Origin of the sequence: Bradyrhizobium sp. (assembly GCF_016462955.1) — a bacterium.
GTDB lineage: Bacteria > Pseudomonadota > Alphaproteobacteria > Rhizobiales > Xanthobacteraceae > Bradyrhizobium.
Genome location: NZ_JAEMSD010000057.1, coordinates 1 through 4,231, shown reverse-complemented (window position 1 = coordinate 4,231; position 4,231 = coordinate 1). Strand labels below are relative to the sequence as shown.

Here is a 4,231-nt window from a genome sequence, read left to right as displayed (position 1 = left end):
TAGCTGTACCTCGAATCTTTCATCGAGCCGTTCGGCACGCTGTGGTTCATCTATCTGCTGCCGATCTTCTTCGTCGTCACGAAACTGACACGCAAAGCTCCGCCGCTCGCGATCTGGCTCGTGGCCGCCGCACTGGAGACGGCACGGATCACGACCGGCTGGACCGTCATCGACGAGTTCTGTGCGCGCTTCGTTTATTTCTATTCGGGCTATCTGTTCGCGCCTTACGTGTTCGCGCTGTCGGATCGGGCGCGCAGTCATCCGGCACTCGCGCTTGCAGCGCTCGCGACCTGGGCACTGGTCAATGCCGGCCTCGTCGCGTCGGGCGCCAGCGAGTGGGCGATCGTCTCGCTCGTGCTCGGCTTCGCCGGCGCCTGCGCCATCATCGCGACCGGCGCGCTGCTCGCGCGCGCGCAGTGGCTGAACTTCCTTCGCTTCTGCGGCGAGCATTCGATCGTGATCTATCTCGCCTTCTTCCTGCCGATGGCGGCGACCCGAACGCTGCTGCTGCGCACGGGCGTCATCCCCGACATCGGCACGGTGTCGTTGCTCGTCACCATCGCCGGCGTGCTCGGAGCGCTGGCGATCTGGCAGGCCGCGCTACGCCTCAACGCCCGCTTCCTGTTCGAACGGCCCGACGCGTTCTGGATCGCACCGAGGAAAACGGGAGCGGTGTTGCAGGCAGCGGAGTAGCCGCACTCTTGGTGACCGGGCGATCCAGTACGCCGAGGCGCCAGCAATTGAACCGAGAAGCCGCGGCGTACTGGATTCCCCGCTTTCGCGGGGAATGACAGCGGAGGGTGCGGGAACGACGGTGGGGATAGCGGCAGCATCAAGCCAAAAATCCACCTCCGAAGGCTGTCAAAATCCGCAAAAATTCATACATTGCGGTCCATGCCCAAGACATCGCAGAAGACCACCGCCAAAGCTGACACCAAGGCCGCGCCGAAAGCTGCCGATACCAAGCCCGCCGCGACAGCTGCTGCCAAACCGGTCGCGGCGCGGGCGGCCGGCAAGGGCGACCACGTCTTCCTGGTCGACGGTTCCTCCTACATCTTCCGCGCCTATCACGCGTTGCCGCCACTGAACCGCAAGTCCGACGGGCTCCAGGTCAATGCGGTGCTCGGCTTCTGCAACATGCTGTGGAAGCTGCTCCGCGAGATGCCTGAGGACAACCGGCCGACGCATCTGGCCATCATCTTCGACAAGTCGGAAATCACCTTCCGCAACAAGATCTATCCCGACTACAAGGCGCACCGGCCGCCGGCGCCGGATGATCTCATCCCGCAATTCGCGTTGATCCGAGAAGCCGTGCGCGCCTTCGACCTGCCCTGCCTGGAACAGGTCGGCTTCGAGGCCGACGATCTCATCGCGACCTATGTGCGGCAGGCCTGCGAGCGCGGCGCCAGCGCCACCATCGTGTCCTCCGACAAGGATTTGATGCAGCTCGTCACCGACTGCGTCACCATGTACGACACCATGAAGGACCGCCGCATCGGCATCCCCGAAGTGATCGAGAAGTTCGGCGTGCCGCCGAACAAGGTGGTCGAGGTGCAGGCCCTCGCGGGCGATTCCACCGACAACGTGCCCGGCGTGCCCGGCATCGGCATCAAGACTGCGGCGCAGCTGATCACCGAATATGGCGATCTCGACCAGCTGCTGTTCCGGGCCGGCGAGATCAAGCAACCGAAGCGCCGCGAGGCGCTGCTCGAGAATGCCGAGAAGGCGCGTATTTCGCGGCAATTGGTGCTGCTCGACGACAAGGTCGATCTTGAGGTGCCGCTGGACGACCTCGCGGTGCACGAGCCCGATGCGCGCAAGCTGATCGCCTTCCTGAAGGCGATGGAATTCACGACGCTGACGCGGCGCGTCGCCGAATATGCGCAGATCGATCCTGCCAACGTCGATGCCGACCCCGGCTATGCCAGCGGCGCCAGCGTATTCTCGCCGCTGCCGCCGTCGGACGTCGTGCCCGCGCCGGGCGCCGACGCGCCCGTGCAAGCCCGGCCGAACCAGCCCAACAGATCGGCCGGTAAGGAAGACAAGGCCGCGAGCTTGAAGGGCGCGCCGGTCTCGCTTGCCGCCGCGCGGGAAGAGGCGCTACGCAAGCTACCGGTCGACCGGGCCAAGTACCAGACGATCAAGTCGCTGAAGGAGCTTAACGCCTTCATCGCGCGCATCCACGATACCGGCCATGTCGCGATCGGCATCAAGGCCAATTCGATCGATCCGATGCAGGCAGACCTGTGCGGCATCGCGCTGGCGCTGGCGCCGAACGATGCCTGCTACCTGCCGCTGGCGCACAAGCAATCGAGCGGCGGCGCAGGCCTGTTCGATGCAGGCCTCGCGCCCGATCAAGTCAAGCATTACGAGGCGCTGCAAGCGCTGCGGCCAGTGCTGGAATCGGCGGGCATTCTCAAGATCGGCTTCGACGTCAAGTTCGCGGCCGTGATGCTGGCGCAGCACGGCATCACCTTGCGCAACATCGACGATGCGCTGCTGATCTCCTACGTGCTCGATGCCGGCCGCGGCTCGCATGCGCTGGAGCAGCTGTCCGAGCGCTGGTTCGGCCATGCCATGCTGAAGGAGGGCGAACTGCTCGGCAGCGGCAAGGGCAAGATCACCTTCGACCAGGTGCCGATCGACAAGGCCGCGCCGCTGTCGGCGGAAGCCGTCGACGTCGCCTTGCGCGTCTGGCGCGTGCTGAAGCCGCGCCTGGTCGCCGAGCACATGACCGCGGTCTACGAGACGCTGGAACGGCCGCTGGTCTCTGTGCTCGCGCGCATGGAGCGGCGCGGCATCTCGATCGACCGTCAGGTGCTGTCACGCCTCTCCGGCGACTTCGCCCAGACCGCAGCCCGCGTCGAGGCGGAGATTCAGGAACTCGCGGGCGAGCCCGTCAATGTCGGCAGCCCCAAGCAGATCGGCGACATCCTGTTCGGCAAGATGGGACTATCCGGCGGCACCAAGACCAAGACCGGCGCATGGTCGACCACTGCCCAGGTGCTCGACGACCTCGCCGAGCAGGGCCACGATTTCCCGCGCAAGATTCTGGAGTGGCGGCAGGTCTCCAAGCTGAAATCGACCTACACCGACGCGCTGCCGACCTATGTCAATCCGCAGACCCATCGCGTCCACACCACCTACGCCCTGGCCGCGACGACGACGGGGCGACTATCCTCGAACGAGCCGAACCTTCAGAACATCCCTGTTCGTACCGAGGACGGCCGCAAGATCCGCCGCGCCTTCATCGCCACGCCCGGGCACAAGCTGGTGTCGGCCGACTATTCGCAGATCGAGCTGCGGCTGCTCGCCGAGATCGCCGATATTCCGGTGCTGAAGCAGGCGTTCCGCGACGGGCTCGACATTCACGCCATGACCGCATCGGAAATGTTCGGCGTGCCGATCAAGGGCATGCCGAGCGAAATCCGCCGCCGTGCCAAGGCGATCAATTTCGGCATCATCTACGGCATCTCCGCGTTCGGCCTCGCCAACCAGCTGGGCATCGCGCGCGAGGAAGCCTCGGCCTACATCAAGAAATATTTCGAGCGATTCCCCGGCATCCGCGCCTATATGGACGAGACGCGCGACTTCTGCCGCAGCCACGGCTACGTCACCACGCTGTTCGGCCGCAAGTGCCACTATCCCGATATCAAGGCCTCCAACGCCTCGGTCCGCGCCTTCAACGAGCGCGCCGCGATCAACGCCCGGCTCCAAGGCACCGCCGCCGACATCATCCGCCGCGCCATGACGCGCGTGGAGGAGGCGCTCGCCGAGAAGAAGCTGTCGGCGCAGATGCTCCTGCAGGTGCATGACGAATTGATCTTCGAGGTGCCGGACGCCGAGGTCGAGGCGACGCTCCCGGTCGTGCAGCGCGTAATGCAGGACGCGCCATTCCCGGCCGTGCTGCTGTCAGTGCCGCTGCATGTGGACGCGCGCGCGGCCAACAATTGGGACGAGGCGCATTGATCTTTTCTTCATCTCTCCCCGCAAGCGGCAGGGCAACCGCATATGGTTTTTCGAAATACCTGAGCACGCGCCTCGCGCTTCGAGACGACCGCTTCGCGGTCCCTCAGGTTGAGGCTAAGCAGCACCGGTGCCGTTGAAACCAGCGAAACGCATGCGGTCCTCATCCTGAGCGCCCGCCCAACGGCGGGCGTCTCGAAGGATGGCCACAGGCGAGATCACTCCCATATGCGATTGCCCTGCCGCCTGCGGTCTGAACACGGGG

At 65.0% G+C, this 4,231-nt stretch carries 1 protein-coding gene and 1 pseudogene; both read left to right on the top strand.

All coding sequences use genetic code 11. From position 1 onward, the window contains the following. Positions 1-693, top strand: a pseudogene (locus JHD07_RS09030) (acyltransferase family protein); the annotation flags it as partial. A gap of 201 nt (positions 694-894) precedes the next feature. Further along, positions 895-3,969 carry a DNA polymerase I gene (gene polA, locus JHD07_RS09025; RefSeq protein ID WP_291621199.1) on the top strand — a complete coding sequence of 1,025 codons (3,075 nt, stop codon included), beginning with the start codon at positions 895-897 and terminating at the stop codon, positions 3,967-3,969. Positions 3,970-4,231 lie beyond the last annotated feature (262 nt).

Bases quoted from the DNA above. Each gene is read 5' to 3' on its own strand.
- polA (WP_291621199.1), top strand. From the start codon at position 895: ATGCCCAAGACATCGCAGAAGACCACCGCCAAAGCTGACACCAAGGCC.